Raw genomic sequence first — 24,844 nt, 5'->3', positions numbered from 1 at the left:
AAAAACCGGTGCCCCGGCGAAATCCCGCCGGGGCACCCTCGTCGAATAGCACGGCGCGAAAAGCGCGGTGAAAACTCGGTGGAAGGATCAGACCGGATCCGCGATGACGACCCGGTTCTCCTCGTACCCGTCGGTCCCGCCGACCCACCGGCCGCCACAGGTCACGAGCACCACCCGGTGTGGCCCAGCCTGCCCGAAGAGGTCGTCGGCGCGGGCCGGCAGATCGTCCTTGTGCACGGTGACCAGTTGCGAGATCCGGTATTTCGAGCTCTTCCCCGAACTGTCCACAATGGTCACTTCGCCGCCGATACGCTCGTTCCACAGCTCGGCGAACGGCCCCGTCGCGCCCTTCCAGTTCACGTGCCCCGCGAAGACGCTGGCGCCGCTCACCGCGTCGAGCGCGGCGCCCCACCAGGCCGCCTGCCCGATGTCCGAGGGCACCGGCAGCGTGTTGCCCGGCCCGAGGCTCTGGCGCACCATCGCGGCCGTCCCGCCGCCGGGCAGCCGGAGCGTGCCCGGCTTCTGCGGCGCGAGCGGGGGCTGCTTGTGCTCCACCGGCGCGGCGGGCGGCGGCCCGGCCGGCGCGGTGGACGGTAGTGAAGGCGGCGCCGAAGAAGAAGGCGCCTCCGAAGGCGCAGCCGGCCGCAGACCCGCGAGGGCGGCGGCGGCCGGCTGAGCGCTGCCGGCCACCATCGCCATCGGGGGTGCGCTGATCACGACGGTGGCGAGCTCCACCACGAGAACGCTCGCCGCGCCGAGGACGAAACCGGTGATCAACCGGCTCTTGCTTGCCATACCCGTTCCGCTCTCACTACCTCCGGGACGCGCGCCGCGCGGCGAACCCGACCAGACCCGAACCGACGAGCGCGAGCACCGCGAGGCCGATCAGCCCCGGCGCGGAGAAGCTCGTCTCGACGGCGCCCTTCGCCATCGCCACCGGCTGGTCGCCCGCGGGGATCGCGTGGGGGACCTCGTTCGGCGTGTTGGCGAGGCTGAGCGCCAGTGTCTCGCCCGGCTTCAGCGAGCCGCACACCGAGGGCGGGTTCTTCGGGTCGAACGCGTTCTCGTAGCCCGGCGGTGCGTTGACCTCGACGACGCAGATGTCCTGCGGCGCCAGCAGGTTGTCCACGGTCACCGCACCGGTGTCGCCGGCGGTCGTGACGACCACGGGCTTGCCGTCGGGGCCGCTGAGCGGCTTGCCGTCCTGCCCGGTGGCGGCGGTCTTCTTGTCCTTGCCGGTGATCCGCAGCGTCGCGCCGCCGATGCCCTTGCCGGTCTTCGCGTCGGTCTTGGTCACCTGGACCTTGCCCGGCTTCGCGACGGCGACGACGCCTTCCGCGGTCAGCGTCTTCTCGCCGCCGGTGGAGACCACGTTCTGGATGCCGGTGTTCACCGGGTTCTGCACGTACGGCCGGTCGGCCGGGGCCGAGAGCGACGTCGCGAGCTTCGGCTGGTCACCGGTCGGCGTGAGCTTCACCGAGATCGTGCCGTCGGCGCCCGTCTTGAGCGTGGTCTCCGTCTGCGCGCCCTGGACGGTGGCGCTGCCGCCGGCCGTGTCGGTGGCCTGGGCGTCGTCCTGCGAGTCGGAGTCGGTGCCGGTCGTCAGCGTCGCGTCGGTGGCGTCGAGCTTGACCGCGACGTCCGGGACGCCGGTGCCCTTGGCGTTCTTCACGGTGACCGTCCAGGTCGCCGCGCTGCCGAGGTGCTGGTCCTCCTTCGGCGGCGTGACCGACGCGGTCCACGGGCCGCGGTTGGCCTCGGCGTCGGTGGTCAGCTTGGCGACGTCGTCGTACGCCGTGGGGGCCTTGTCCTTCAGCCCCTGCAGGTGCATGTCGATGTCGTAGCCGATCTTGTCCGCGGGCAGCGCCTGGTTGAGGTCGTCGTGCCCGGGCCGCGGCGCGGAGGTGTACGAGTGCAGCAGGTGCGCCAGCGCGGCGGCGATGTTCGCGTCCTTGGTGTCGCCGTAGCGCAGCAGCAGGTACGAGATGTTGGCCGCCTTGTCGGCGGGGATCTCGTCGCCCCACTTGGTGAGCAGCTTGTCGCCGGGCTTGTACTTCTCGTTCGAGTCCGGTGCCTTCAGCTGGAAGCTGACGCAGAACACCTGCTTGCCGGCGACGAGGTAGGACCCGAGCCAGTTGCCGCTGTGGTCCTTGTTGTCGAACCGTTGTGCCGGGACCTCGACGCCGATGCCCTGCTGGGTCGCGGCGTCGGCGGCGGTCGGGCCGAGTGCGGTGAGGGAGAGTGCGCCGAGCACGGCCGTGGCGACCAGACCGGCGGCCGCGCGCAGGCGAGCGCGCGGGCGTGAAGACCACCCCATGGTGTGTTGACTCCTTCAACATGCTCTGCAGTGACGCCTTTGCGTCGACGCAGGTCACACGATCGAACAACTCCCCGACACGCGTTCGGTCACATTCCGAACACGCGAAGTGAAGGTTCGCGGCTGATCACCCGGATTGTCTAGGGGGCCATCGGGTGACCTGCGGTGAACGGTCGTGATCTCAGTCGCATACGGTGTAGCCCGGCGCGGGTCCGGTCCCCTGATCGGGCAAAAGGGTAAAGTCTCCTTTACTCGACCGTCTCGACGGGAACCAGCAGGCCCGAGCGGTCGTTGAACCCCATGCAAGGTGCCAGCAGATCCAGGAGGATCAGGTGCGTTCCAGTAGCAACCCGGCGTTCCGCAACCTGTCCCGCGGTTCGGCCGCTTCAGGGCAGTACGGGCCGAACGTGGGCTTCGACCAGCGGCCCTACGGCACTCCGCAGGGCCAGGGCGGTGTGCCCGGCTACGGTCCCGGGCAGATGGCCGCCGGTTCCGCCGACCGTCCGATGACGGTCGACGACGTCGTCGTCAAGACCGGTCTTTCGCTGGGCACCGCGCTGGTGTTCGGTGTCGTCACGGCCCTGTGGGCCCAGACCCAGCTGGTGACCGACGCGCTCGGCCGCGTCACCGGCATGAACGGCGCGCTGCTCGGTGCGCTGTTCGGCGGCCTGATCGTCGGGCTCGTGCTGTCGCTCGTGATCATCTTCGGGCAGAAGGCGAGCGGTCCGCTCACGCTGGCCTACTCGGCCGCCGAGGGTATTTTCCTCGGTGCGCTCAGCGGGCTGTTCGAGCTGCTCTACCCGGGGATCGCGCTGCAGGCGCTGATCGGCACGGCGGGTGTGTTCATCGCGATGCTGGTGGTCTACAAGACCGGCGCCGTGAAGGTCACGCCGAAGCTGACCAAGTGGATCGTCGGCGCCGTGGGCGGCGTCGTGGTCCTGATGCTGGTCAACCTGCTCACCGCGCTGTTCTTCGGCTTCAACCCGCTGCGCGACGGCGGGCCGATCGCGATCATCTTCAGCCTGGTGGTCATCGGCATCGCGGCGTTCAGCTTCCTGCTCGACTTCGACCAGGCCGACCGCATGATCCGGTCGGGGATGCCGGCCAAGTGGGCGTGGTTCGCGGCTTTCGGCCTCATGACCACGCTGGTGTGGCTGTACCTCGAGATTCTGCGGCTGTTGTCCTACCTGCGCGACTAGTACTCGCGTAGGACTCCCGAGAAGGCGCTCCGTGTACTACGGGGCGCCTTTTCTGTGTACGCGTTCTGTACGCGGAGAAATGCTCTTCGCGCGACGGAGCGCGTACGCAGAGTGCTTGTGCGAGGCCAATTCCTGGCCGTGTCGGTGCAGGTGGAGGACTTTCCGCAGGGGCGCCGAGAACGCGAAAAGCCGCCTTCGCCGTGCTTCGGGCGAAATCGATGGCTTTTTGTCGGTGGCGTCCTCTAGCCTCGACGGCGTCACGCAAGGGGGACCCGCTGCCGTGGGCTTGCGTGCCTTTTTTCGCTCTCGACGATGGGGATGGTCCACCGCATGTCCGAACAACCGAGTCCGGCCGCGCCGGGCGCAGCCGGGCTCGACGACAAACTCGACCGTGGCGTGCTCAAGATCGCCTCCGTGGTGGTGCTCGGCGCCATCATGGCGATCCTCGACACCACGGTCGTCAACGTCGCGCTGCAGAAGCTCACGATCCAGTTCTCCACGTCGTTCGACACGATCCAGTGGGTCGCCACGGGCTACATGCTCGCGCTGGCCACGGTCATCCCGGTCACGGGCTGGGCGTCGGACCGCTTCGGCACCAAGCGGCTGTACCTGCTGGCCATCGGCACGTTCCTCGTCGGTTCGATGCTCGCGGGGCTCGCGTGGAACGTGGAGTCCCTGATCATCTTCCGGGTCGTGCAGGGGCTCGGCGGCGGCATGCTGATGCCCGCGGGCATGACGATTCTGACGCGCACGGCGGGTCCGCAGCGCATCGGCCGGGTGATGTCCGTGCTCGGCGTGCCGATGCTGCTGGGCCCGATCTGCGGCCCGATCCTCGGCGGCTGGCTCGTCGACGCCGTGAGCTGGCGCTGGATCTTCTACATCAACGTGCCGATCGGCGTCATCGCGTTCGTGCTCGCGCTGCGCCTGCTGCCGAAGGACAAGGCGACGAAGTCGGGCCGCTTCGACTTCGCGGGCCTGCTGATGGTGTCGCCGGGCCTGGCGGCCCTGATCTTCGGCGTCTCGCGCATCCCGTCCACCGGCACGGTCACGGCGATCCAGGTGTGGCTGCCGGCGGTCGCGGGCATCGTGCTGCTGGTGAGCTTCGTGCTGCGCGCGCTGCGGGTGGCGGACCCGTTGATGGACCTGAGCCTGTTCCGCAACCGGACGTTCTCGGTCTCGATGATCACGCTTTCGGTGTTCTGCATGGGCTTCTTCGGCGCGATGCTGCTACTGCCCACGTACTTCACCCTGGTGCGCGGCGAATCCGCGCTGCACGCCGGCCTGCTGCTCGCACCGCAGGGCTTCGGCGCGATGATCATGATGCCGATCGCGGGCCGCTTGTTCGACAAGTTCGCGGCCCGCCGCATCGTGCTGCCGGGCCTGGCGCTGATCGTAGTGGGCATGGTGCCGTTCACCCAGGTCACGTCGACCACGCCGTACGCGCTGCTGCTGTCGGCCGCGTTCGTCATGGGCCTCGGCATGGGCTGCACGATGATGCCGATCACGTCAGCCGCCCTGCAGACGCTGCGCTCCGAGGACATGGCCAAGGCCTCGACCACCACGAGCATCCTGCAGCAGACGTCGGGTGCCATCGGCTCCGCGATCATGTCCATCGTTTTGGCCGCCCTGCTCGGCTCCCGCTTCAGCGTCCCGACGAGCCAGGGCCAGCTGGCGGCCACGGTGGCCACCCTGAACCCCGCCACGCACACCGCCGCGTCCGCCCTCGCCGCCGGCGCCTTCGCGACGCCCTTCTTGATCGCCACGGTGATCCTCGCCGTGTGCCTGGTGCCCGCCGCGTTCCTGCCGAACCGACGCTTCGTCCCGTCGCCCCCTCCGGCACGCTCGGACGACGCGGCGGCCCCGATCCCGGTGGCGCCGCTGCACTGACTGGGTTTGCTTCACGCGAGAGGGCCGCTTCGCGCTTGCCACGGGCGGCCCTTTTCTTCGCGTGACCGGGCTTGCTTGGGCTGCGCCGTCGTGCTGCCTCCGAATATGGCCGTCACGGTGGCGCGTCGTCCGGCGACCGGTTTCCCGGCTGTCGCGGGATCATCGCGAGAACGGGCGCTCGCCACTCATTTTGCGGCCGACTTCAGCACTCTCGCGGAATCGCGCCAACGAACAAGTTGTGAGCAGCCTTTCCCGTCGGCGCTCGGTTTGCTTCGGCGGAAGGCGGCTTCGTCGACTATGGCGAGCACGGCCGGAGCCCGCAAGCACTGCGAGGAACCATCGAACGACCGTCGCGAGTCGCGAACGCGCCGTTGCCCGCGACCTGTTCATCCAGCAGTGCCCGAAGCGGCAAAAGGGCCGCCCGCAGCCAAAGTCGCGGGCGGCCCAAGCGCGCTACCTCAAAAAGCGGTCTACTTCAGGAAAGGCGCTCCAGCACCATCGCCATCCCCTGCCCGCCACCAACACACATCGTCTCCAGTCCGAACTGCTTGTCGTGGTGCTGCAGAGAGTTGATCAACGTCGACGTGATGCGTGCCCCCGTCATGCCGAACGGGTGGCCGACCGCGATGGCGCCGCCGTTGACGTTGAGGCGATCGAGGTCGATGCCGAGGTCGCGGTAGGACGGGATGACCTGCGCGGCGAACGCCTCGTTGATCTCGACGAGGTCGATGTCCGAAATGGACAGACCCGCGCGAGACAGTGCCTGCTTCGAAGCCTCGACCGGGCCGTAGCCCATGATCTCCGGCGACAGGCCCGTCACGCCCGTCGACACGATGCGGGCCAGCGGCGTGAGGCCGAGCTCGCGCGCCTTGGTGTCGGACATGACGATCACGGCGGCGGCGCCGTCGTTGAGTGGGCAGCAGTTGCCGGCGGTGATGCGGCCGTCGGGGCGGAACACGGGCTTCAGGCCGGATACGCCCTCGATGGTCACGCCGGCGCGCGGGCCGTCGTCCTTGGACACGACGGTGCCGTCGGGGAGGGTGACCGGCGTGATGTCCTTGGCCCAGAAGCCGTCGGCGATCGCCTTCTCTGCGAGGTTCTGCGAGCGCACGCCGAACTCGTCCATCTCCTCGCGCGTGATGCCCTTGAGCCGCGCCAGGTTCTCGGCGGTCTGGCCCATGGCGATGTAGACGTCGGGCACAGCGCCCTCACCGCGCGGATCGGTCCAGGTGTCCGTGCCCGACGAAGCGGTCGCCACGGTGCGGGCCTCGGCGTCGGCGAAGAGCGGGTTGTGCGTGTCGGGCCAGGAGTCCGAGCTGCCCTTCGCGAAGCGCGACACGGCCTCGACGCCCGCGGAGATGAAGACGTCACCCTCGCCGGCCTTGATCGCGTGCATCGCCATGCGGGTGGTCTGGAGGCTGGAGGAGCAGTACCGGGTGATCGTGCAGCCGGGCAGGTGGTCGTAACCGAGCTCGACGGCCACCGCTCGGCCCATGTTGAACCCCGACTCGCCGCCGGGCAGGCCACAGCCGAGCATCAGGTCGTCGATGTCGGCGGGGTCCAGCTGCGGCACCTTGTCGAGCGCCGCCCGGATCATCTGCACGGCGAGGTCGTCGGGGCGCATGCTGACCAGCGAGCCCTTGGCGGCACGGCCGATCGGGGAGCGGGCGGTGGAGACGATTACGGCTTCGGGCATGGCGTGACACTTCCTCGGGTCGGTGGCAACGGGCGGGCGCTAAGCGGTTGCTCACCATAGTGCCGCCTGTCACGCCTCCCGCAAAGCCCAACGCGACGCGGACCACTATCGGGCGCCGGCAGGATCTCCGCCGTGACCGGTCGGAACAGGGCACTGCGCACGAGCACGATCGTGTGGTGGGGAGCCGGCCTGATCCTGGTGGCCGTGGCTGCCGCCTTCCTCTGCGGGCCACGCTCGGCGGCGGCACCCCACAGGACACCGCCCGGCTCGACGCCCTGCGCACCGCCGCGAGCGTCGTAGGCACCGGCGGCGCGGCCGCCCTGCTGCTCGCCGCCCGTCGCCGGCGCTCGGCCGAGCTCGACCTCGAGCAGAAGGACCACGACGCGACCCAGCGCCGCATCACCGAGATGTGCGGCAAGGCCGCCGACCAGCTCGGCAGCGAGAAGGCCCCGGTCCGCCTCGCCGGCCTCTACGCGTTGAAGCGCCTCGCCCAGGAACACCCGCTCCAGCGCCAGACGATTGTCAACCTGCTCTGCGCCTACCTGCGGATGCCGTTCCGACGGCGGTCCGGACGAGCGGCAGGTCCGCAAGGTCGCGCAGCGGATCCTGACCCTGCACCTCCGCCCCGCAGAGGACGGCGACAGCTGGTTCTGGCCGAACGTCGACCTGGACCTCACCGGTGCGAAGCTCGTCGACCTGTCGCTGAAGTACTGCCGCGTCCACGTCGGCGGTGTTCGCCGACGTGGAGTTCACCGGGGCCACGACGTTCCGCTACACCAGCTTCGCGACCAAGGCGGATTTCACCGCGGCGACGTTCGCCGAGCCGCCCGACGCCGCGGGATCGAGCGCCGCCCGGAACGCCCACCCCGGGCGGGACTGTCACCGAAGAGTCGAGCCGCCCCGCCTGAGTGGACCGCGCCGCAGGTCCAGCGTTTAGGCTGGGCCTCGCCGCCGAGATCCGGCGCGGAAGGGCAGGAGCGCAGTCGTGGAGTACGCCGAGCACATCGTCGACCTCGTGGGGAACACCCCGCTGGTCAAGCTGAACTCCCTCACCAAGGGGCTCAAGCCGCTGGTGCTCGCGAAGGTCGAGTACGTGAACCCGGGCGGCAGCGTGAAGGACCGCATCGCGCTGCGGATGATCGAGGCCGCCGAGGCGTCGGGCGCCCTCAAGCCGGGCGGCACGATCGTGGAGCCGACGTCGGGCAACACCGGCGTGGGCCTGGCGATGGTCGCGCAGCGCAAGGGTTACAAGTGCGTGTTCGTCTGCCCGGACAAGGTGAGCGAGGACAAGCGCAACGTCCTGCGCGCGTACGGCGCGCGCGTCGTCGTGTGCCCGACGGCCGTCGCGCCCGAGCACCCCGACTCCTACTACAACGTCTCCGACCGCCTCGTCCGCGAGATCGACGGCGCCTGGAAGCCCAACCAGTACGCCAACCCCGCTAACCCCGAGAGCCACTACCTCTCCACCGGCCCGGAGATCTGGCGCCAGACCGAGGGCAAGGTGACGCACTTCGTCGCCGGCGTCGGCACCGGGGGCACGATCTCGGGCACCGGCCGCTTCCTCAAGGAGGCCAGCGACGGCCGAGTGGAGGTCGTCGGCGCCGACCCCGAGGGCTCCGTCTACTCCGGCGGCAGCGGCCGCCCGTACCTGGTCGAAGGCGTGGGCGAGGACTTCTGGCCCGAGACCTACGACCGCGGCATCGCCGACCGGATCATCCCGATCTCCGACGCGCACTCGTTCGACACCACCCGCCGCCTCGCGGTGGAAGAGGGCCTGCTGGTCGGCGGCTCGTGCGGCATGGCCGTCGCCGCCGCGCTGAAGCTCGCCGAGAGCCTGACCGAGGACGACGTCGTGGTCGTCCTCCTGCCCGACGGCGGCCGCGGCTACCTCACCAAGGTTTTCAACGACGACTGGATGTCGTCCTACGGCTTCCTCCCGCCCGACTCCTCGGGCGCGACGGTGGGCGACGTGCTCACCAAGAAGAGTGGCTCCCTGCCCAGTCTCGTGCACACGCACCCGAACGAGACCGTGGCGGAGGCCGTCGCGATCCTGTCGGAATTCGGCGTGAGCCAGATGCCCGTGGTCAGCGCGGAGCCGCCGGTCATGGCCGCCGAGGTGGTGGGCGCCGTCAACGAGCGCGACCTGCTCGACGCGCTGTTCACCGGCAAGGCCCAGCTCGCCGACAAGCTCGAGACGCACATGTCGCCGCCGCTGCCGACGATCGGTGCCGGCGAACAGGTCGGCTCCGCGATGAAGGCGCTCGAGGGCGCGGACGGCGCGTTGGTCTTGATCGACGGCAAGCCCGCGGGCGTCGTCACCAGGCACGATCTGCTCGGGTTCCTCGCCGGGCGCTGAGGGCGACACTGCGCTCTTCGTTACCGATCCGGCCACAGTCACGGCGGGGAAGGTTGCCGGCTGCGGCACCGTCCGGACAGGTTCCCGCCTGCTTCTGGTCGGATCGGTAATTGGCCTACCTGGGCCGGGGCGTTCCGAGCGCCCTGCCCCGCTATCCGATAGCGTGGGCGCGATAGAACTTTTTCGCGTCCTCGTCAAGGGGGTTCAAGACCCACATGAGTGCTCCGCAGCCACCGAACCAGCCCGGGGACGGCGGCGAGCAGCCGCCGCAGGGCCCACCGAGTGGTCCCACACCTCAGCAGGACAGTCCTTTCGGCGCGTCGGAGCCGACCCAGGTGGTCCAGCCGGGCCAGCCGTACCCGTCGGCCCCGTCTTCGGGTGATGGCGGACTGTTCGGCGAAGCCCCCGAGCCCACGCAGGTCGTGCGGCCCGGTGACGCGAACGCCGGCGGCGAAAGCCACTTCGGCGCCGAGTCGACGCAGCTCGTCCCGCCCGGCTCGCAGCCGCCGGCCATCCCGTACTCCCCGCCGCCGAGCGCGGCCGACAACCCCGCTGCCATGGGCGGCGGGTTCGGCCAGCAAGGCTTCGGGGGACAGCCCGGTGCTCCGGGTTCTCCTGGTGCTCCTGGTGGCTTCGGCCAGCCGGGCCAGCCGCAGGGCTTCGGCGCCCCGGGCGGGTTCGACCAGGGCCAGGGTGCCTTCGGTGCCCCGCCGCAGGGCGGTTTCGGTCAGCCGGGTCAGCCCGGGCAGCCGGGTCAGCCGGGCGGTTTCGGAGCGCCCCCGGCCTTCGGTGCCGCGCCTGTCGCGTCCGGTGGCGGCAACAGCATGTACGGCTTCATTGCCGGTGGCGTGGTGGCGCTGCTGGGTGTGCTGTCGCTGATCTGGTCGTTCCTCTACATGGGCGACGCGAGCGACTACTCGTCCAGCCTCGACCAGGCCCGCCAGTCGGCCGGTGACGCGAAGGTCGACGAGCTGCTGGGCCAGTCCGGCCTCGCCTCGCCGGGCGCCATCTGGTTCTACGTGATCATGGTCCTGGTCGGCGCGGTCGTCTCCATCGCGGGCGGCGCCGGGCTCATCCTGGCCGGCCGCCTCGGCGGGATCAAGAAGATCGTGCCGATCGTGGTCGCCGTGGGCGGCGTGCTTCTGGGCGTCTTCGGCGTCCTGCTCATCGCCGGCTCCACGCCGAACCAGGAGCTCCTCGACCAGGCCGGCGGCAACGGCGCCGACAGCATCGGCATGCCCACGCTCATCTTCGGCATCCTGATCTTCATCGTCGGGCTCCTCGGCCTGATCCCGCCCACCGCCCAGTTCGTCGGCCTCGGCGGCGGCACCCCGGGCGGCGCGGGCGGCTTCGGCGGCCCCGCGGGTGGTGCCGGTGGCTTCGGCCAGCCGGGTCCCTTCGGCCAGCCGCAGCAGGGCTTCGGTCAGCCGGGCCCCTTCGGCCAGCCGGGTCAGCCCGGTCAGCCGGGTCAGCCTGGCTTCGGCCAGCCCGGCGAGCAGCCCCCGTTCGGCCAGCCCGGCTTCGGCCAGCAGCCCAACCCGAGCAGCGGCGGCTTCCCCCAGCCCGGCGGCTACGGCCAGCCTCCGCAGCCCGGCTACGGCCAGCCCGGCGAACAGCCCGGCAGCGGCGGTTTCCCGCAGCCGGGCCAGCCCCAGCCCGGCCAGGCCCAGCCCGGTTACGGCCAGCAGCCCCCTCCGGGCTACGGCCCGCCCCCCGGTTACGGTCAGCCCCAGCCGGGTCAGCAGCCGCCCCCGGGCTACGGCCCCCCGCCCGGGCAGCAGCCCCCGGGTTACGGCCAGCCGCCGCAGCAACAGCAGTGGTGACCAGCTGAGCTTCACGTGAAGGGCCCCTTCGGTGCATGGCATCGAAGGGGCTTTTTGCTGTCCGGCGGCTCTTCGGCTCCGCAACTGGTCGGACCCGCGCTCGCTTTTTGCGTCGCCGCCGGGCGATCGCTGCGGCCTGTCGTCTCGCCGGTCGCACGGCGGCCCGCGCCGCGCGGTGGCGGACCGTCGCGCTTGGTTGGCGCAACGGACTCCGCGGGGCGCAGGAGCATGGCGTCGAAGGCGCTTTGCCGCCGGCGGGTCTTCGGCTCTGCAGCTGGTCGGACCCGTGCTCGCGTTCGCGCCGCCGCCGGGCGATCGCTCGTGCCTGTCCTCTCGCAGGTCGCACGGCGGCCCGCACCGCGCGGCGGCGGTCCGCTGCGCTTGGCTGGCGCGATCGACTTCGCGGGGCGGCGGAGCACGGCATCGAAGGGGCCTTTTGGGCTGCTCGGTGGCTCTTCGGCTCTGCAACTGGTCCGACCCGCGCTCGCTTTCGCGTCGCCGCCCGGCAATCGCTGCGGCCGCTCTTTCGCAGGTCGCACCGCGGCCCGTGCCCGCCCGAGCCCGCCCGCGCCGCTCGGTGGCGGACCGTCGCGCTTGGCTGGCGCGATCGACTTCGCGGGCGGCAGAGCACGGTATTGAAGGGGCTTTTGCTGCCGGCGGCTTCAGCTCTGCAGCTGGCTCGACCCGTGCTCGCTTTCGCGCTGCCGCCGGGCGATCGCTGAGGCCTGTCCTCTCGCAGGTCGACGGCGGGCCCGTGCCCGCGCGCGGCGCGGGAGTGGCGGACTGGCGCGATTGGTTGGCGCGATCGGCTTCGCGGGGCGGCGGAGCACGGTATTGAAGGGGCTTTTGCTGCCGGCGGCTTCAGCTCTGCAGCTGGCTCGACCCGTGCTCGCTTTCGCGTCGCTGCCGGGCGATCGCTGCGGCCGCCCTTTGGCAGGTCGCACGGCGGCCCGTGCCCGGCGCGCCGCGCGGCGGCGGACCGTCCGCCTGGTTGGCGCAATTGGCTTCGCGGGGCAGCGGAGCACGGCATCGAAGGCGCTTTCGCTGTCCGGCGGACCATTGGCCCTGTAACTGGACCGACCCGCGCTCGCTTTCGCGCTGCCGCTCGGCGATCGCTGAGGCCTGTCCTCTCGCCGGTCGCACGGCGGCCCGTGCCGCGCGGTGGCGGATCGTGGCGCTTGGCTGGCGCAATCGACTTCGCAGGGTGGAGGACCAGGCTGGGCACCAGCGCGGCGTTGCGGAGAAGCAGTGAGCCGCGGAGTTCCGCAGGCCGCGATTGACCTCGCGGCGCGGAGGACGCGGCCAGGTCTCGCTCGTCGGGTTCGGATCGGCGATGCGCCCCGCCATAAAGGGCGAGCCGTGATGATTGGGAACCCGCGAAGCGTTGCTGCCTACAGTCGCCTCCGCGACCCTGCACCCGTTAGCCGGATCCCGGCACGGTTCGGGTTTGCGACCTTGGCCGCGGGCGGTGGCACGCCCGCCTTGATGAACTGCCGGACGTTGCCACCAACCGCCGACCTTTCGTGACCGGAAGACTGGTCGGCCCGTCGAATACCACTCGGTATCGCGGTCTGCTCCGGCCGAATCAGTCCGCACCCCACCTCCGCGGGCATTTCCCCACTGTCGGCACTTCTCCCGTTGCGCTCCGGGAGCGTGGAGCCGCAACACGGCCCCCCGGTCACCCACACAGCCGATCTTTGCGAAAAATTGAGAAATGCTGTTTTTCGGTAACGCTTCACCCTCCTGATCTTGAACTATTACCCGACCTGGGCGAAACGGGCACTGGTTGTTCATCGCTTCACCATTTCTCGTCCATGATCGCGATTTCCGGGCTAGGGTGAGCCGTTCGTTTTCGCCTTCGGCCCGAGGGAGAGCAGAGTTGAGCGGCCCGTACGGATCTCCAGCGCAGCAGCGGTCAGGTCCCGCGCACGGGGAACCGCCTGCGCGGCGCGGCCGTCCGTCCGGGGCGACGGCGTTGGTCGCGGCGCTGCTGGGGCTCGTGGCGGCTGGGGCGGCGGGCTACTTGCCGGTGACGTTGTTCATCGACATCCCTTCGGGGTTCAGCCTCGGCGACCTTCCTGTGTGGACACTCGTGGACCTCGGCGGCTACCTGGGTGCCGGGCTCTTCCTGCTCGTCGGCGCGCTTGCCACGATCTTCCGCGCCACCGCCGGCGCCGTACTGCTGATCCTCGGCGCGGTGATCGCCATCGGCGCGATTCTGCTGGAGCCGACGCTCGGCAACGGCGGCTACGCGGCCTACTTCGAGGTCGTGTTCGCGCTGAACGGCTTCGCGGCCGTCGACCGGGCCGTGCTGGTGGTGCTGGCGCCGCTCGTGCTGGTGCTGGCGGCGCTGCGCCCGACGTTCTCGTATCTCAGGTACCGGGCGTACGTGCCCGGACAGTGGTGATTTTCGCCCCGAAAACGGCTCCGGCCTGGCACGATACGAGGACATCTCCCCGCAGCCGGTGGGGGCCGGATTCCCGAGGACTTCCGTGAGCTATCCCCAGAACCCCGGCCAGGGGCAGAATCCGCAGCAGCCGTACGGTCAGCAGCCCTCCGGCCCACAGCCCATCCCCGGCCAGCAGCCCTACGGTCAGCCGTACCCGGGCCAGCAGCCGGCGCCCTACTCCGGTCCGCAGCCGATGCCGGGGCAGCCGTACCCGGGCCAGCAGCCCGTGCCCGGCCAGTACCCCCAGCAGTACGGCCAGCCGAGCCAGCCGTTCCCCGCGTACCCGGGCGGCCCGGGCGTGCTCCAGCAGAAGCCGGGCGGCGGAACCGCGATCACCGCGGCCGTGCTGGCGATCCTGGGTGGCGTCGTCGCGCTGATCGGGGTGATCGGCTCGATCGTCGGGCTGTCGGCGCTGCGCGGTACCGAGGTGCTCCTCATCGTCTCGCTGGTCGTCGAACTCGCGCTCGCCGGTCTGCTGCTCTACGGCGCCATCGCGCTGATCATGCACAAGCCGGCGGGCCGGATGTGCGTGATCATCGGCTGCGGCGTCTCGATCGCGTTCTCCGTGATCTCGGTGATCCTGACCGCGGCCGGCGCCACCGCTCTCGGTTCGTCGGCCGAGTTCCTGGGCTACGGCGTCGCGAGCGGCCTCGTCGCGCTCATCCCGCCGGTGGCCACGCTGGTCCTGGCGATCGTGAAGCCCACCCAGCTGTGGGTCGGGCTCGGCGCACCGGCGCAGCCGCAGTACCCGGGCACCTACCCTCCGCAACAAGGCTGGTGACGGGCCGGTCCCGCCAGGCGCAATCGCCGCCGGGTGGGACCGCACCGGCGGGACCTGCGGTGACGGGTGGCAGCAGGCGTGAATTCCATCCCACCTGGCGGGATTGTCGGTACCGGGCCGTACCCTGGAACCATGGTCGACGACTACTCCGTGCTGGGCTTCGAAACACGCGCCATCCACGCCGGGCAGCAGCCCGATCCGCGGACGGGCGCCGTCATCGTGCCTATTTACCAGACGTCGACCTACGCGCAGGACGGCGTCGGGGGCACCCGCGAGGGTGACTATGAGTACTCGCGCACGGCGAACCCCACGCGCACCGCGCTGGAGCAGGCCTTGGCCTCGCTGGAGGGCGCTCGGCACGCGCTGGCGTTCGCGTCCGGGATGGCGGCGTCCGACGCGGTGCTGCGCACGACCCTGCGCCCGGGCGACCACCTGGTGCTGGGCAACGACGCGTACGGCGGCACGTTCCGCCTGATCGACAAGGTGCTGAGCCTCTGGGGCATCGAGCACACCGTCGCCAACCTCGCGAACGTCGACGAGGTCCGCGCCGCCCTGCGACCCGAGACCAAGCTGATCTGGTGCGAGACGCCCACCAACCCGCTGCTCGGCATCGCCGACATCGCGGCCCTGGCCGGCGTGGCCCACGACGCGGGCGCGCGCCTGGTCGTCGACAACACCTTCGCCACGCCGTACCTGCAGACGCCGCTGGCCCTCGGCGCCGACATCGTGGTCCACTCCACGACCAAATACCTCGGCGGCCACTCCGACGTCGTCGGCGGCGCCGTGCTGACCAACGAGGACGAGGTCCGCGAGCAGCTCTTCTACCTCCGCAACGCCGCCGGCGCCGTCCCCGGTCCCTTCGACGCGTGGCTCACGCTGCGCGGCCTGAAGACGCTGGCGCTGCGCATGGAGCGGCACAGCGACAACGCCGAGCTGATCGTGCAGACGCTCGCCAAGCACCCGAAGGTCTCCAAGGTCTACTACCCGGGCCTGCCCGAACACCCCGGCCACGAGGTCGCGGCCAAGCAGATGCGCCGCTTCGGCGGCATGGTGTCCTTCCGCCACGCCGACGGCGAGCAGGCCGCGCTGGAAGTCGCGTCGCGCACCAAACTCTTCATCCTGGCCGAGTCCCTGGGTGGCATCGAGTCCCTCGTCGAGCACCCGGGCCGCATGACCCACGCCTCCACGGCGGGCTCCACGCTCCAGGTCCCGGCCGACCTGCTCCGCCTCTCCGTCGGCATCGAGGACGGCACCGACCTGGTCGCCGACCTCACGGCTGCGCTGGGCTGAGCCCTGCGTTCTTGCGAAACCCCCGTGCCAACTGGTTGTGGCGCGGGGGTTTCTGTTGTGGCCCTCGCACCACAATCAGGTGGCACAGAGCCCTCGACTGGTGGACAGAGCGGTCGTCTGGTGGAGAGACGTCCGGTGGGCGGAGCGCTTGCCGGTGGACAGAGCGCTCGCCTGGTGGAGAGACGCCCGGTGGGCAGAGCCCTCGCCGGTGGACAGACGTCCGGTGGGCAGACGTCCGGTGGGCAGACGTCCGGTGGGCAGACGTCCGGTGGGCAGACGTCCGGTGGGCAGACGTCCGGTGGGCAGACGCCCGGTGGGCAGACGCCCGGTGGGCAGAGCCCTCGCCCGTGAACAGAGCGCTCGCCCGGTGGAGAGACACCAGGCGGACAGACCCCCGCCCTCCTCGGGGGGACTGCCCTGCTCCAGTTTATCGAGGTCACGGGCCTCAAAACGGTGGTCTGGAAATCTGTGGACAACTCAGGGTCGGCGGGATCTGCTGTGGATAACTCGGACGGACCGCGGACGGACCCCGGACGAACTTCGGACGGCGGGTGCCTGGACGTGGTCGCGCGCCGATGAATCGGGCGGACCCGAACACACAAGAACCCCGCACGAACTTCGAGGTGCGGGGTTCGAAGGACAGGTCTGGACCAGTCAGGGCCGGTAGCTGCTCGGCTGCGGACCCGCCGTGTGCATCGAGTGGTGGACCGCCTCCTGTTGCTCGGCGGGCGCGGCCGGGAGCTCGGAGCCGTCGATGCAGCCGCCGACGAGCTCGACGTGGTTGTCGTGGCGGATGTATTGGGGGTGGGCGCCGCAGCCGGCCGCGTCGACGGTGAAGTAAGCGGCGCCGGTGAGGGCGACGGCGGAGGCGACGCCCAGCACGACGGGCAGGACTCCGGCCGAACGGGTCGCGCGCGTCCCGCGAGGGGTCGTCGCGTTTTTCGCGCGGGCCATGGTCGCACTCCCTGATCACGTGAGGTTGCCGTTATCAGAGTACCGGTCCCGCGGCCGTGGCACCTCGGCCATCCGTCGGTGGCATCATCGCGACCTATGGAACTGGTCAGCATCGAGCGGATCGAGGAGGCGCGCAAGCTCCTCGAGGGCATCACCAGGGTGACCCCCATGGAACACGCCCGTGACCTGCGGCGCTTACACGGCGGCCCGGTCTACCTCAAGTGTGAAAACCTGCAGCGCACCGGCTCGTTCAAGATCCGCGGCGCCTACACCCGCATCCACGGACTCACTCAGGAGGAACGAGCCCGTGGCGTCGTCGCGGCCAGCGCCGGCAACCACGCGCAGGGCGTGGCGCTGGCGTCGTCGCTGTTGGGGATCTCGTCGACGGTCTTCATGCCGCTGCGCGCGCCCCTGCCCAAACTCGCGGCCACCCGCGGCTACGGCGCCGACGTGCACCTCCACGGCGCCGTCCTCGAAGAGACGCTGGCGGAGGCCATCGCGTTCTCCGAGCGCACCGGGGCGGTGTTCATCCACCCGTTCGACCACGTCGACGTGATCGCCGGGCAGGGCACCGTCGGCCTGGAGATCCTGGAGCAGGTGCCCGGCGTGAAGACCGTGCTCGTGGCCACGGGCGGCGGCGGCCTGGTCGGCGGCGTCGCGGCGGCGGTGAAGGGCCTGCGGCCAGACATTCGCGTGGTCGGCGTGCAGGCCGAGGATGCCGCCGCGTACCCGCCTTCGCTGGCCGCCGGCTCGCCCGTGCGCCTGCGTGAGTTGCACACGATGGCCGACGGGATCGCGGTCGGCGAGCCGGGCCCGGTGAGCTACGCGCACGTTTCTTCGTTGGTCGACGACGTCGTCACGGTCAGCGAGGAGTCGCTGTCCCGCGCGGTGCTGCTGTGTCTCGAGCGGCGCAAGCTCGTGGTCGAGCCTGCCGGCGCCGCGACGGTGGCGGCGCTGATGCAGCACCCGGGCGCCTTCGAGCCGCCCGTGGTGGCGATCCTGTCGGGCGGCAACGTCGACCCCGTGCTGCTCCAGCAGATCATCCAGCACGGCATGACGGCCGGCGGCCGCTACCTCAAGCTCCACCTGCGCGTGCCCGACCGGCCTGGCTCGCTTGTCTCCGTGCTGACGTGCGTGAAGGAGCTGGGCGCCAACGTCCTCGACGTCGAGCACTCCCGCATCTCCGGCAGCCTCGCCCTCGGCGAGGTCGACGTGGCGCTCGCACTGGAAACCCGCGGCCCCGAACACTGCAAGGAGGTCGAGGCCGCCCTCGCCGACGCCGGGTTCACCATCGTCCCGTGACCGTCCTCAGTGGACTGGTTGTTCCCCGGTGACCGCCGCCAGCGCCAGCTCTCGTGCCGGCTCACCGACCTCGGGCACCTCGAACCGCCGCCCGCGGATGTGGCTCAGCAGCTCGGGGTCCGGCGCCACGGCGTGCTCGCGCAGGTAGTACGCGACGGCGCCGGGCCACACCCAGCTGCCATCGGTTCGGAACGTCAACGGCACCACGTCCGCGCGCCCCGGATCGAACGCGTCGACGTCGAAACTCCGCGACGCCAACACGGCGGGAGCGGATTCGAGGTAGGCCAGCACCCGCTCGCGCTCCGCCTCGGGCAGCGCCTCCCGCTCCACCACGGGCCGCCCGGCTTCGTCGAGCCCGTCGTAGACCCGCGGCGTCCGCATCTCGGCCGCGGTCGTCGCCGGCGGATCCGCGACGCCGGGCTCAGCCGGTGCGACCGGGCTGGCTGCTTCCTCGGGTGGTGCGACGGGGCTGGCTGTTTGCTCGGGTGGTGCAGCGGGGCTGGCCGCTTCGTTCGGCGGTGCCGTGGGGGCAGCGCCACTTTCCGGTGCCAACGGAATGTCCTCTGGCGGCGCGACGGTTGCCGCCTCGGCCGCCGGTACGGGCGCGGTCGAGTCCTGCTGCTGAGTTGCGGGCGTTGCGCCCGTGTCCGGGCGCGGTTCAGTGCCGCTCTCGGTTGGTATGGAGGCTGCCATGCCGGCCGTGTCTCGCTGCTGTGCTATGGGGGTGCCACCGCTCGCCGGCGCCGCGGCGGTGTTCTCCTGTGGCGAGGCGGGGGCTGCGCTTCCGTTCGTCGGCGCCGAAGTGGCGGCATCCTGTCTCGGCGTGGCAGGTGCGTCGGTGTGAATCGGCGGCACAAGGGGCGGTGGCGCCGCGCTCTGCGGTGCTGAGGTGCCTTCTTGCGCGGCTGCCGTGCGCTCGTCCGTCGGCACTGGCGCGGTGGTGTTTGTGCTGCTGCTCGCCGGCACTGCGGTGGCGTTGAGCTGCGGCGCGGCGGGTGCGACGCCGCTCGCCGGTGAGGCGGGCGCGTCGGCGTGAGGTAGCGGCGCAACGGGCGGAGGTGCCGCAGCCGGTCCGCCTTGCGGAGCTACCGCGCGGTCGGGCGGCGGAGGTGGTGTGTCAGGCGTCCACGGCGCCGGAAGTGGCGGCAGCCCCGCGCGGGTCCGCAGCCAAGGCGGGATGAAGGCCTCCGAGCGCGGGAAGAACCGCAGCTCGTCCTGGAAGCCGAGTTGCGGGGGCGGCCGGCGCCAGATCGGCTCGACGTCCGGGCGGAAGTCGAGGCGCGGTGGCTGCTGGGGGGTGAACAGGAGCGTCGCGCTGAGCCAGGTGCCGCGGCCGCGGCGGTACATGCCGCCGCGGAGGACGGCGAGGAGACGGACGGCCTCGGGGTGCGGGCGGGCCGGGTAGTCGCGCCCGTCCGGGGCCGTGGTGACGACGTCGGCCTCGACGTGCCGCCCCACGGCCCGGTACTCGACCCGCAGCTGCCGCCACCCGGGCGGCACGGCCGAGGCGCACGCGTGGCCGATCCGCTGGACGAGGTCCTGCTGCTGGGCCGGGCTCAGGGATACCGGCGGTTGGCTCAATGCGTCTCCCCGCGGTGAGGTCAGTTGCCGGCGGCGGCGAGCCGCTCGCGGAACCAGTCGGGCATGAACTCCTCGGCGCGGGGAAACCGCTCCTGCTCGATCGCGAACTGCTCCGCGGCCGGGTACGGGTCGAAGTCCGGCTCGTTGCGCCAGTTGTACTGGATCGTGAACCGGCTCGGCGGCTCGATGCCGAAGCGCGCGGAGAACCACGTCCCCTCGCCCTCGGTGTACATCCCGCCGCGCAGGCGCTGGAACATCTTCCACACGTCAACCGGCGGGTCCCACGGGCGGAACGTGCCACTGGGGTCCTTGACCCCGACCGCGACGTCGACGTTGCGGCCGACCATGCGGTAGTCGATCATCACCTGCTGCCAGCCCGGCGGCAGGGCTTCGACCACGGCCGTGGTGATCTCACCCAGCAGCTCGTTCTGCTGGATCGGGTCCAGCTCCGGCCACTTGAACGGCATCGGTCGTGTCCTCCTGATCGTTCGGACTTTTCGGGCGGGCCCATCATGGCACGGGCCCCGCGGTCACTCCTGGGCCCGCAGGCGGTCCTGCTCGCCGCCCTCGTCGAGCAGCTTCCGCAGCCACGCCGGCACGTGCTCGTCGTCGCGCGGGTACGCCTCCAGATCACGCGTGAACGCGCTGGGGTGCAAGGGCGGCCACCAGTTCGGGTCGAGGTCGAGGTCGTAGGTGAACTCCGGCGACGAATCGGGGCGCAGGACGACCTTCGCGGAGAACCACGTGCCACGGCCGGGTTCGTACATCTGGTCGCGCAGCGCGCGGAACGCGGTTTTGACGGGCGCGGGCAGCTCCATCGAGCCGGGGGAGCCGTCGCGCATCCGCACCTGCAGCGCGAAGTCGTTGGCCACCACGGTCGCCGACACCGTGAGCGCGATCTCCGCCCACCCGGGCGGCGCGGCGTTCCCCAGCGCCGTCGCGATTTCAGCGGGAACGGGATCGGTCACTGTACTGCCTGTTCTTTCCGAAGTTGATGTCCGCGGGGTTGTTCGGGAACTCGCGCTCCTTGGTCACGCGCGAGATTTCGACGGGTTTCCCGTTTTCCAGGACGAGGTGCCCGCCGGCGTCGGTCTTGTAGACCACTTCCTGCCAGCGCATCGTGACGCTCTCCGGCACGCCGTTGCTCTCGCCGTGCATGGCCACCTGGTAGTTCTGGATGTCCTGGCCTTCGGTGTTCGCGAACTTGCCGAGCTCTGTCTCCTGGTTGCGCCACGAAGCCTCGTGGATCCAGCCGTCGCGGTAGTTGCCGCTGTTGGACGCCGCCATCTGCGGGTGCATGTTGACGTACTCACCCGGGCCGCCCATCTCGTTGGCCGCGAGGTGACCGCCCGCCCAGCGCACCTTCTCGTACTTGTCGCCGTATTCGGGGTGGTCGGCGAACGCCTCCTTGCCCTCGCCGCCGGAGCGGTTCTGCGAGTTGGTGTCGCGGAAGGTGTCGTTGCGGCCGTCGAAGCTCGGGTCGCCCGTCATCGCGTCGGGCTTGCCGTTCTCGCCGATGTGGAACGTCCACGACTTGTCCGCGTCGTGGAAGTTCGGCACGCGGTACTGCGCGCCCGGGATCAGCGGGTAGCGCAGGTCGGGGTTGTGGTTGGGCGAGGAGGTGCCGGGCGTGGCCTCGACGTGCGTGACGTGGCCGTCGGCGTCGGTGTAGAACCGTGTGCTGGCACCGTTTTCGTAGGACACGTGGTACTCGGCGTGGCCCGCCAGCGGACGCTCGCCGTGCAGCGTCTGCGGCACGCCGTCCGGGTCCGGGTCGGCGTTGCTGGTCCGCGCGGGTACGTCGTCGATGTCGCGCGGCGAGTCGATGTCCGGGTGGCCGTCGCGGTGGCGCGGGCCGGCGAACTCGGAGTCGTCGGGCCGGTCCCAGTCCACGAACCGCCGGTCGAACTCCGGCGAGTCCGGGTTGTACGTGCGGGTCGCCGGAGGAAGGTCGAACTCCTCCTCGGGGATGTCCGCGGCGTCGTCGTCTCCCCGGGCGTGGGCGCTTTCGGCGTCGACGTCGTGCGGGTCGTGGTGGTGCGACTCGGGCGCGAATCCGTCCTGGCCGGCGTGGTGCGACGTGCCGTCCGGGTGGTGCACGGACCACTCGCCGTCCGGTGGGATCCGCGGCCGCATCCGGCCGTCCGGCCCGATCTCGTAGTCGGACGAGAAGACCCGGCCGTTCGAGTCGGTCCAGGCCGGTTTGGTCGGGGCCATGACGTCGGTGTCGAGCTCGCGCGAGAGCCGGTTGGCGAAGTCGTTGGAGCCGGCGTCGCAGCCGATCAGGCGGATGGGACGGCCGTCGTAGTCCGCGTTGTGGCGCAGGACGTCGGCGAACTCCTCCGGCGTGTAGTGCCGGTCGCCGATGCGCGCGTGCCCGTCTGCTGTCACGTGCACGTCGACGGTGTAGCGCCCGTCCGGATCCGGCTGCACGCGGTGGGGGAGGTCGCCCAGGTCCGTGTCACCGCGGTGGTACGAGCTGCCCGCCGGCGTGCTTTCGGAGTGGTGCTGGTTGACCTCGTCCGGCGTCAGCGGTTCGTCGTCGTGGTGGTGCGGTCCGCCGTCGTGATCGGGCGTGTCGTGGTGATCGGCTGGGCCGTGGTGATCGGGATTGTCGTGATCGGGCGTGTCGTGGTGGTCGGGTGAGCCGTCGGTGTCGTGGTGAGGTGCCCTGTCGTCCGGCTCGTTGTGATGGGGAGCGCGGTCGTTCGGCTCCCCGTGGTGCGGGATCCCGTCGCCCGGCTTGCCGCCGGGCGTCCGATGTGGACTGTCGGCCTCCGGGCGGGTCGCGGCCGGCGAGCCGCCACGCGCGATGGGCTCCGGCGTGTCGCTCGGCCGCCGCGGTCCGCCCGCAGCCGGGTCGCCCGGGCGGCGCGAGCCATCGGGGCCCTGGGGTGAGCGCGTGTTCGGGTCGCTCGGGCGGCGCGGTGAACCCGAGTCGGGTCGTCGCGACGAGGGCTCAGGACCCTCACCGGGCCGCCGTGACCAGGGCCCGCGATCGGGGCCGGTGCGAGGACCTGAGGGTTCCGGAGTGCGCGCGCCCGGGCTGCCCGGCGTGCCCGTCCAGCCACCGCCGCTGCCGGGCCGAGCTGCCGGTGTGCCACCGGGGACACCGCCCGAGGGCGAACCCGCCGGAGCGCCACCACCCTGCGGCGGCATCCCACCGGCGACGGGCTGATTCGGCGTGGCGGAGCCCGACGGGCTTCCGCCATCACCGGTGCGCGGAGCGGGCGCGCTGGGCGCCGGCTCGTCGACCTTCGGCGGCGCGTAGCCCGACGCCGAGGTCGAGCTGTCTCCCGAGCTTTGATGCGCGGACGGCGAGCTGCTCCCGGAAGAGCCGCCGCCCGAGTGGGCCGGTGCGCCGCCTCCGGACCCGCCGGTGCTGTGGGGTGCGGAGCCGCCGGACGGCGAGCTGCCGGCGTGTGACGAGCTCGGCGCGTCACCGGTGTGGGCGCTCGGCGCGTCGCCCGTGTGCGAGGGCGCGGAACTGCCGCCACCGGACGGCGAAGAGCTGCCCGCGTGGCTCGGCGAGCTCGGCGAAGAACCGGCGTGACTTGGCGACTCGCCACCGGACGGACCGCTGGTGCTGTGCGGCGCAGAGGTGCTGGAGGAAGGGGAATCGCCGCTGAACGTCGACGCCGAGTTGTCGCCGCCGGCCCCGCCCGTGTCGCCGTCGTGGGTGCCGTTGCCCGTGCTGCGGCGCGACGAGTCACCGGAAGAACCGTCCCTTGTGGAGGGACCGCCACCGTCGGGGCTCGACGACGCGGAGTCACCGTCACCGGAGTGCGAGCTGCCGGAATCCGAGCCGTCGGCGTCCGAGCCATCGGATTGCGAGTCGCCGGAATCAGAGTCGCTGGACCGCGAGCTGCCGGAGTCCGGATCACCGGAGTGGGAACTGTCGGCGTCCGAGTCCCCCGAATGCGAACTGTCCGAGCCATCCGGGCTGTCCGAACCCTCGCCGCTGGGCGAGTCCCCGTCACCGTCGGAACCGCTGTGGTGCGAACCGCCACCTGAGCCGCCACCGCCCGTGCGGTGCGCGAACCCGCCGGCCTTGATGTTCTTCGTGCTGATCACGTCGAGGCCCGTGACCTTGCCGGCCAGCTTGCCCAGGATCTTGATGATCTTCGTGAAGACGTCGGCCAGCTTGCCCAGCAGCGGCGACACCCGGCGCATCGTGTCGCACAGCTTGGTCAGCAGGCCGCTGATCTTCTCGCCCCACTTGGAGATCGCCGTGACGGCCTGCGCGACAACCAGCGGCGTGCCGAAGCCGAGGGAGAAGACCTCCTCCATCACCCACGAGATCAGCTTGCCCACCAGGTCGGCGATCAGCTGCCGCACGGTCTCCCGCACGAACGACACGACCTGGCCCATGATCATCGTGACGGTGCCGATCGCGCTCGCCACCGTGGCGGCTCCGCCGAGGGCCTCCGCGCACTCCGCCGCGCCCTTGCGGTACGCGTCGGCCGCGTCGCCCGTCCAATCCGCGGTGCCGGTCTTGACCGCGTTGGTGTAGTCGGCCTGCCTGTCCTGCAACGATTTCGCGACGTTGCCCCAGGTGTCCGCATAGGACTGGATCACGGGCGGGTTGCCCGCCACCGAGTCGAGCATGTGCTTCAGCGGCTGCACGTGCTCCATGAGGAACGACGCCACCGACGACATCAGGTAGCCGAACGGGTCGATCGCCGCGCCCGCGATCTCTCCCGCGAGGCTCAGCACCCCGAGGCCGCCCGAGACCCAGTCGCCGTCCTTGATGCCGTTGAACGCGTCCATCGCCGACTCGGCCACGCCGATGCCCGTGGCGTAGCCGTAGTCGCCGTTGCCCGCAGTGAGCGGCCCGGGGCCGTCCCCGTCCTGCTTCGCCTGGACGACGAGCGGGTTGCCGTCGGCCATCAGTCGGGGACCTTCGTGGAAGCGATGGCGTCGGTCGTGCCCGTTTCGTAGGTCTGGTACGCCTGTGCGGCATTGCGGACCTTCTGCGCCTGCGCGTCCATCGCCGTCACGGTGTTCTGCAACGCGTTGATGCCGAACTCCTCCACCGGGTCGAGCATGGCCCGGAACGGCTGGCAGAGGATGCCGTACGCGTCGGTGGGCATGCTGACCTGGTTCGCGGCGTCGACGGCCTGCCGCAGCCCGTCGCTGATCCCGTCGAGCTGGCCCGCGTGTGCCTCGAGGTCGCTGCCGACCTCGTATCCCTTAGGTGCCATGGTGT

The 24,844-nt window shown here is 70.9% G+C and carries 16 protein-coding genes and 1 pseudogene; 8 read left to right on the top strand and 9 right to left on the bottom strand.

All coding sequences use genetic code 11. From position 1 onward, the window contains the following. Positions 1-87: 87 nt before the first annotated feature. Both AB0M56_RS08325 and AB0M56_RS08320 read right to left on the bottom strand, forming a co-directional pair. The gene (locus AB0M56_RS08325; protein WP_364172290.1) at positions 88-795 is read right to left on the bottom strand and encodes a class F sortase; all 708 of its coding nucleotides are present in this window, start codon (positions 793-795) and stop codon (positions 88-90) included. A gap of 16 nt (positions 796-811) precedes the next feature. Beyond that, on the bottom strand, positions 812-2,317 hold the full coding sequence (locus AB0M56_RS08320; RefSeq protein ID WP_364172289.1) for a hypothetical protein: 1,506 nt from the start codon (positions 2,315-2,317) through the stop codon (positions 812-814). Positions 2,318-2,649: 332 nt separating this feature from the next. Between AB0M56_RS08320 and AB0M56_RS08315 the strand changes: the two genes are divergently transcribed. Both AB0M56_RS08315 and AB0M56_RS08310 read left to right on the top strand, forming a co-directional pair. Continuing rightward, positions 2,650-3,516 (top strand): Bax inhibitor-1/YccA family protein, encoded by an 867-nt coding sequence (locus AB0M56_RS08315; protein WP_364172287.1) that lies wholly within the window; start codon positions 2,650-2,652, stop codon positions 3,514-3,516. A 330-nt stretch (positions 3,517-3,846) separates the two neighbouring features. Further along, positions 3,847-5,403, top strand: a complete 1,557-nt coding sequence (locus tag AB0M56_RS08310; RefSeq protein WP_364172285.1) for a DHA2 family efflux MFS transporter permease subunit — start codon at positions 3,847-3,849, stop codon at positions 5,401-5,403. Positions 5,404-5,878: 475 nt separating this feature from the next. On the opposite strand, the gene AB0M56_RS08305 is transcribed toward AB0M56_RS08310, so the two are convergent. Continuing rightward, positions 5,879-7,099, bottom strand: a complete 1,221-nt coding sequence (locus AB0M56_RS08305) for an acetyl-CoA C-acetyltransferase (protein WP_364172283.1) — start codon at positions 7,097-7,099, stop codon at positions 5,879-5,881. 985 nt (positions 7,100-8,084) lie between these two features. Between AB0M56_RS08305 and AB0M56_RS08300 the strand changes: the two genes are divergently transcribed. The 5 genes from AB0M56_RS08300 to AB0M56_RS08280 all read left to right on the top strand — a co-directional run bounded on the left by AB0M56_RS08300 (position 8,085) and on the right by AB0M56_RS08280 (position 15,798). Further along, the gene (locus AB0M56_RS08300) at positions 8,085-9,455 is read left to right on the top strand and encodes a cystathionine beta-synthase (protein WP_364172281.1); all 1,371 of its coding nucleotides are present in this window, start codon (positions 8,085-8,087) and stop codon (positions 9,453-9,455) included. A 215-nt stretch (positions 9,456-9,670) separates the two neighbouring features. Next, positions 9,671-11,278 carry a hypothetical protein gene (locus AB0M56_RS08295; RefSeq protein WP_364172280.1) on the top strand — a complete coding sequence of 536 codons (1,608 nt, stop codon included), beginning with the start codon at positions 9,671-9,673 and terminating at the stop codon, positions 11,276-11,278. 1,879 nt (positions 11,279-13,157) lie between these two features. Beyond that, a complete protein-coding gene (locus AB0M56_RS08290) occupies positions 13,158-13,685 on the top strand; it encodes a hypothetical protein (RefSeq protein ID WP_364172278.1) in 528 nt (175 codons plus the stop codon). Between the two features lie 85 nt (positions 13,686-13,770). Continuing rightward, positions 13,771-14,508, top strand: a complete 738-nt coding sequence (locus tag AB0M56_RS08285; RefSeq protein ID WP_364172277.1) for a hypothetical protein — start codon at positions 13,771-13,773, stop codon at positions 14,506-14,508. 132 nt (positions 14,509-14,640) lie between these two features. Beyond that, positions 14,641-15,798 carry a cystathionine gamma-synthase gene (locus AB0M56_RS08280; RefSeq protein WP_364172275.1) on the top strand — a complete coding sequence of 386 codons (1,158 nt, stop codon included), beginning with the start codon at positions 14,641-14,643 and terminating at the stop codon, positions 15,796-15,798. A 654-nt stretch (positions 15,799-16,452) separates the two neighbouring features. On the opposite strand, the gene AB0M56_RS08275 is transcribed toward AB0M56_RS08280, so the two are convergent. Continuing rightward, positions 16,453-16,752: a hypothetical protein gene (locus AB0M56_RS08275; RefSeq protein WP_364172273.1), complete on the bottom strand. Its 300-nt coding sequence runs from the start codon at positions 16,750-16,752 to the stop codon at positions 16,453-16,455. A 96-nt stretch (positions 16,753-16,848) separates the two neighbouring features. Here AB0M56_RS08275 and ilvA point away from each other — a divergent pair, with 96 nt between their 5' ends. Next, positions 16,849-18,054 (top strand): threonine ammonia-lyase, encoded by a 1,206-nt coding sequence (gene ilvA / locus AB0M56_RS08270; protein WP_364172272.1) that lies wholly within the window; start codon positions 16,849-16,851, stop codon positions 18,052-18,054. Between the two features lie 6 nt (positions 18,055-18,060). Here ilvA and AB0M56_RS08265 read toward each other — a convergent pair. From AB0M56_RS08265 to AB0M56_RS08245, 5 genes and pseudogenes are all read right to left on the bottom strand, one after another. Then, positions 18,061-18,444: pseudogene (locus AB0M56_RS08265) on the bottom strand (ferredoxin); the annotation flags it as partial. Between the two features lie 1,211 nt (positions 18,445-19,655). Then, positions 19,656-20,102, bottom strand: a complete 447-nt coding sequence (locus tag AB0M56_RS08260; RefSeq protein WP_364172271.1) for a hypothetical protein — start codon at positions 20,100-20,102, stop codon at positions 19,656-19,658. Between the two features lie 63 nt (positions 20,103-20,165). Then, positions 20,166-20,603, bottom strand: a complete 438-nt coding sequence (locus tag AB0M56_RS08255) for a hypothetical protein (RefSeq protein ID WP_364172269.1) — start codon at positions 20,601-20,603, stop codon at positions 20,166-20,168. Continuing rightward, positions 20,581-24,525 (bottom strand): hypothetical protein, encoded by a 3,945-nt coding sequence (locus AB0M56_RS08250; RefSeq protein WP_364172267.1) that lies wholly within the window; start codon positions 24,523-24,525, stop codon positions 20,581-20,583. Before AB0M56_RS08250 ends, AB0M56_RS08255 begins: the two co-directional genes overlap by 23 nt. Next, a complete protein-coding gene (locus tag AB0M56_RS08245; protein ID WP_220244127.1) occupies positions 24,525-24,839 on the bottom strand; it encodes a type VII secretion target in 315 nt (104 codons plus the stop codon). The genes AB0M56_RS08250 and AB0M56_RS08245 overlap by 1 nt, the downstream gene beginning before the upstream one ends. Positions 24,840-24,844: the final 5 nt, after the last annotated feature.

The sequence above is a fragment of the Amycolatopsis sp. NPDC051372 genome (assembly GCF_040682095.1).
GTDB lineage: Bacteria > Actinomycetota > Actinomycetes > Mycobacteriales > Pseudonocardiaceae > Amycolatopsis.
The sequence above is the reverse complement of the archived record's forward strand: the minus strand, read 5'-3'. Positions and strand labels throughout refer to the sequence as shown.